Raw genomic sequence first — 4,819 nt, forward strand, 5'->3', positions numbered from 1 at the left:
TCAGAGAGCTAGATTATTTAGGAACCGCGCAACAAATACTGGCGCCACATGGTTACACAGTTAAATATCATCGGGCAGTATCCACTTGGGTGGTTCGGTTAATTTTTTGAGTCGCGCGGCTTCTGCCATTTCAATCATTTTATCAAGTGAAGTATCTTCGATAAACTTGGATGCCGCTTCGCGAACTTCTTTGTTGGGGCAATTTTCATCACCCAATACGCAGCCATTAGCGCACTGTACTTTACAGTTGATTTGTTGTTCCACAGTGAATCTCCTCTCTATGCAGTACTAAGCAACAGGTTGTTTGGCGCCTGCTGGTAAGCATAATTACTTGCTTTATAGAATAATTTTAGCTTGAAATGGAAGGTTTTTAGGACGGGCAGGGATGCCCGTTCCACAAGATAACCACAAGATATGTATCCTATAAGAAGGACAGGCGGGACGCCTATCCTACGGGTTTTTGTTTGGATGTTGCTGTGTTTTGTTTGTTTAAGAATTGTAAAATAACTAGTCCTGAGAGGGTACTTAGTGCTATTGCTAGCCATACATTTTGAGCAATGTCACGTGGTTGGTCTACTGCCCAACCCCCGATAATAGGACCAATTACGTATCCTATTGTCCAACATTGATATGCTATTGCTGTATAAGCTCCTCGTAATGATGCTGGCGCCAGTTCAGATATCCATGCGCTTGAGGTGGGTTTATAGATTATGCTGGCTATGGCAAATACTCCAAATATGAGTAACTCGTAAGCTTGCTTCATGTCAGTATAGTGTCCTAAAACCCATACTAAGGCAAAACCTATACCCCAAATTGCCATTGATATCGAGAGCGAAGTTAAGTAGCTTAGTTTACTAATTGCTTTGATTACGGGTACTTGTAATAGGGCGCCTAATCCAACGTATCCTATAGTAAACAGGTTAGCGACAGTTGCATCTGGTGTACCACCAAAGTTGACGAAATATAAGGGTAAATTACCACCGACTAGGGCAATGTAAGTAATAAATAAGGTATTTACCAACAGATAAATCATTAAGCGCGCGTCGGTTAAAGCTGTTTTCCAACCTTTTTGGATATTGTTACCTTCGCTATGATCACTTTCACTACTACGAGTTTCTTTCATTGCCGTAGCGAATAATATCAATAAAATCAAAAATGTAATTCCACCTGCTGCAAATATTAATCTTGCGGGATGAAGTAATTTTAGCAACACTCCACCAGCAAGTGTTCCTATACCAAAACCAATGTTATCTGCAACCCCCAATAACGAGAAGGCGCCTTGCCGTTGTTCGGGGGTAGTAACATCCATTACCGAAGAATCTGCGGCAGTCCAGTATAAACCCGTGCTGAAGCCAAAGACTATATTAGCTAGCAGTAATAAAGCAAAAGTTGAAGTAAATACTGCTATCACTAATGTAATTACCGCAAATGTAGACGATGCAAGTAAAGTTCGCTTGCGTCCAAATTTCGGAGAGTCTGTAAGTACTCCACCCAAAAGATTGCCAATAAACCCTGCTACCGAACCACCACCAACTGCGAGTCCAACTTCGGTTGCTGATAAATTACCGTAGTTGACAAAAACAATCGGCATGTAAAACAGTAACACTGCCGAGCCAAGTTGATAAAGTCCGCGTCCAATCGTTTGCACCCAAACTTGCGCTGGGATTTGGTTGTTTGCTGGGAGTGAGGTATTCATTACTAAAGGTTTGATGTGCGTTGTCGATTATGTAAACGATTGTAAACGAGGCATGTAATACAGTAATGTACCTTTGGTATATTCATTTATGTAAACCATTTTTATATAATTACGGTTGCCATTTATGGCAGGAAGAAAGAAATTAGACAGAACAAATCTTCACGCCCGAGTGGCGCCACATACAGGAGACAAGCTTAAAGAAATTGCCTATGTATTGGGATATATTCATGGCGGAGAAGGTTCAACAGGTCAGTTACTCTTCGGCAATAGCTGATGGTGATTTAATATTAATAGCAACCAAAAAAGTCAATAAAACTTAGTATAAATGGTTATATTTAATATAATAAATAGTTTAAAATAATCATCTTGTGAAAAATTAATTATCTTGTGGAATGGGCATCCCTGCCCGTTCCATTCTCAAGAGCGGTATTAAAATCAAGAAAATTTAACTTACCCAATGAGCATAAATATAATATGAACAACGAGGATTTATTTTCCTTATTTGATACGTCAATGGAAAAAATAGCCGCTGAATTGCGGCACCTTGAAAATGGGCAGCAAGGTTACTATATAGCAAACATCTTAGATAAAAGGTACTACTACTGCGGTACTGAATGGGATGATGTAAAAACAAAATTTAGAGAAGTAGGTATTGGTAGACCAGACCCAATGGAAAAGTAAAATCGGAAAGTTGTAAAAATGACCCCTACTTCTGATCAAAAAACATATACTGACTTATTAATCCAGTATCAGCCTAAGCCGATTAAAACATTAGAAGAGTATAACAAAGCCTAAACTATAGTAGAAAAAATGATGCCCCAGCAGTTAACAGAAGCTGAAAATACGCTTTTTGAGTTGCTGGTTCTTCTTATCGAAGCTTATGAGCAAGAACATTATCCAATGGGTGAACCTACACTTGCGGCAACTTTGGAATCACTCATGCATGAGTTTGACGTGGCGCCAGCTTCTTTAGTAGAAATACTTGGTTCTCTCAATATTGCCAACGAAGTAATTAATGGTCAACGAGGAGTTAGTCAGTCTCAAGCAGAATCTTTAGCCAAATATTTTAATGCTTTAAGTCCTGGACTTTCTATGACGGCTACAGACTTTCACGAATAAATTATATAGGTAAAATAAAAAATAACGTTATGTAATTATAAAGTCATGCGTGCGCTAATCTTTCCATTTCCAGTAGTAGCTTTGCTAACCACACTCACTAGTTGTACTAACTTAACTGTTAACCAATATGAAGCTACAGCGCTTACTAGTTATACTTGGCAGGTTAAATATGCCGACGACTTAACTAATGCAAAATTACCGCGATTTGAAACTTTTGCTACAACATCTTTACTTAATCGTAATGGTTTAAAACCAGATGGAGCGGTTACAGGGCCTGATGACAAAGGTTTATGGTGGCCAGCTTTGCCAAAGCGACCAACAGTTGATGAGATAGAACAACGGAAAGAGAAGGAACGAGAGGCAAGTACCCCTGAATTATTAAAATCTGTAAAGTACGAAATAACCTATGAAGTCGGCACCCAACGAAGAACACTACCCACTAACTATGATGTATATAGGCAAGTTGTAAAATCATATCCATCACGGGCGCCTCTAGAACTGACATTAGGAGTAAACGAAAACTCTGTTGAAAAAGCTGAAGAACGCTAGGTTGGGTGAAATAAAATATTTTTTTATTGTATGATAGAGTCTCATGGATAAATCTAGGTATCTAAGCAAGATTAATCAACGTTCATTAGTTTAATGCATTGAATTTAGAGATGGAGGGCTAGATTATTTTAAAGCAGCAGGGATATACAATTATTAAGAATGTTATCTTATCTCAAGAAATTGACTATTTTAAAAGCGAAATAGCTAAAAGCATTCAGTGTAATTTTTTACATGGAGCAAGACACTTACACAAAACAATACCTGTAATTTATGACTTAGCTTATTCTTCAAAAATTTAAGACAATCTAATAAATTTTTTCAATGTAATCGGAATGATTGCTAAGGGTTTGAGGGAGGTTGGAGAGAATATTTGAAATTTTTAAGTTCTGGACTTACCTTCGCTATTGTTTTTATAGCGTCCTCCAAACTTTACTGTGGTGCTGGAGTGTTTTCATACTGTATAGCTTCCTCGACAATTACTTTTACTTCTTCTAAAAGACTTCTACCTTGACGAGTTGCACGGACTTGCAGTTTTTTAACTACAACTGGGTCTAAGTTTTCAAGAATAAGTTTATTAAATTCTACTTGCTCATTTGCCCAACTTGTAGCTGTTTCCATTATTGAAGTTGAGGCAAGTTTTAAGTGTGCTTCTTCCCAATTATCTATATAAAGTAGTTCAGGTGCGAAGTAGTTTTCTGCTATTTCCAGCATTGTGGAATTATTTTCTTTTTCTGATTGTTTGTAAGCAGTATTTAATCGCGTTAATACCTCCTCATATCCTGATGATGCTATTAATTCTGGTGTTAACATACTAATAATTACTGATGGGTCATAATATTTATTATCGTTAACGTTTGTTTTAGCTGGCGCCACTTTTTTCATTTGTGATAAACAAAGTGTTGTTCCCGCTACTGATGGTTCGTTAATTGTTGTAACTAGAAATCTCTGAAATCTAGCATCTAAAAGTATGGGACTAGATATTTTGTTTAAACCAGACCCTAAGTCAATCAATACATAGTCGGCGCCAACTGCTTTACCTAACTTATGAATAGAATCTCCTAATTCCCAACCTTCGTTAGGATAACCAAGTATATGTTCGGGTAAAATGTCAATGTCTAATAGTTGTTTATCATCAATACAGGCAGGTAAAAAATATACAGTTGCTTTTCCTTCTTGTTTAGAAGATTTATCAAGTTCTTTAGCAATAAATGATAGCGTTTGTTCCTCATCAGTAGGAGAATAATGTAACAGTTCTAGAAAGTCAATATAAGATATTGAGGGTTTATGTTTTTCATTCGTGTTCCAATAAGTTAATCCAGGCGCCTGCAAGTCCGCATCGATAACTAATATTTTAATTGGATTATCTAACTGATTTGCTTTATCTATTAATGCAAAAAGATAAGCAGCTAAATTTAACATTCTTTCAATACCATCTTTGAAAGAATAAAATGCTAA

Annotated in this window: 7 protein-coding genes; 4 read left to right on the forward strand and 3 right to left on the reverse strand. The window is 37.1% G+C overall.

What is annotated here, in order from left to right; translation table 11 throughout:
- Positions 1-60: 60 nt before the first annotated feature.
- Entirely contained in the window at positions 61-264 is a 204-nt protein-coding gene (locus AC2JBO_RS43095; RefSeq protein WP_496959758.1) for a hypothetical protein, read from the reverse strand.
- Positions 265-445: 181 nt separating this feature from the next.
- Positions 446-1,696, reverse strand: a complete 1,251-nt coding sequence (locus AC2JBO_RS43100) for an MFS transporter (RefSeq protein ID WP_496959759.1) — start codon at positions 1,694-1,696, stop codon at positions 446-448.
- 124 nt (positions 1,697-1,820) lie between these two features.
- Between AC2JBO_RS43100 and AC2JBO_RS43105 the strand changes: the two genes are divergently transcribed.
- From AC2JBO_RS43105 to AC2JBO_RS43120, 4 genes are all read left to right on the forward strand, one after another.
- Positions 1,821-1,970: a hypothetical protein gene (locus tag AC2JBO_RS43105; protein ID WP_496959760.1), complete on the forward strand. Its 150-nt coding sequence runs from the start codon at positions 1,821-1,823 to the stop codon at positions 1,968-1,970.
- Positions 1,971-2,170: 200 nt separating this feature from the next.
- Complete coding sequence (locus AC2JBO_RS43110; RefSeq protein WP_496959761.1) at positions 2,171-2,377, forward strand: hypothetical protein; 207 nt, start codon at positions 2,171-2,173, stop codon at positions 2,375-2,377.
- A gap of 129 nt (positions 2,378-2,506) precedes the next feature.
- On the forward strand, positions 2,507-2,815 hold the full coding sequence (locus AC2JBO_RS43115; protein ID WP_496959762.1) for a helix-turn-helix domain-containing protein: 309 nt from the start codon (positions 2,507-2,509) through the stop codon (positions 2,813-2,815).
- Between the two features lie 45 nt (positions 2,816-2,860).
- Positions 2,861-3,364 (forward strand): hypothetical protein, encoded by a 504-nt coding sequence (locus AC2JBO_RS43120; protein WP_496959763.1) that lies wholly within the window; start codon positions 2,861-2,863, stop codon positions 3,362-3,364.
- Positions 3,365-3,793: 429 nt separating this feature from the next.
- Here the strand turns inward: AC2JBO_RS43120 and AC2JBO_RS43125 are convergent.
- Positions 3,794-4,819, reverse strand: a 1,026-nt coding sequence (locus AC2JBO_RS43125; protein WP_496959764.1) for a KGGVGR-motif variant AAA ATPase, incomplete at its 5' end; no start/stop codon positions are given.

The organism is Calothrix sp. CBUCES-K 9914 (assembly GCF_059640475.1).

What these genes read in the sequence shown, in the direction of transcription:
- AC2JBO_RS43100 (WP_496959759.1), bottom strand. Translation starts at nt 1,696, where the DNA reads ATGAATACCTCACTCCCAGCAAACAACCAAATCCCAGCGCAAGTTTGG.
- AC2JBO_RS43105 (WP_496959760.1), top strand. Translation starts at nt 1,821, where the DNA reads ATGGCAGGAAGAAAGAAATTAGACAGAACAAATCTTCACGCCCGAGTG.
- AC2JBO_RS43110 (WP_496959761.1), top strand. Translation starts at nt 2,171, where the DNA reads ATGAACAACGAGGATTTATTTTCCTTATTTGATACGTCAATGGAAAAA.
- AC2JBO_RS43115 (WP_496959762.1), top strand. Translation starts at nt 2,507, where the DNA reads ATGATGCCCCAGCAGTTAACAGAAGCTGAAAATACGCTTTTTGAGTTG.
- AC2JBO_RS43120 (WP_496959763.1), top strand. Translation starts at nt 2,861, where the DNA reads ATGCGTGCGCTAATCTTTCCATTTCCAGTAGTAGCTTTGCTAACCACA.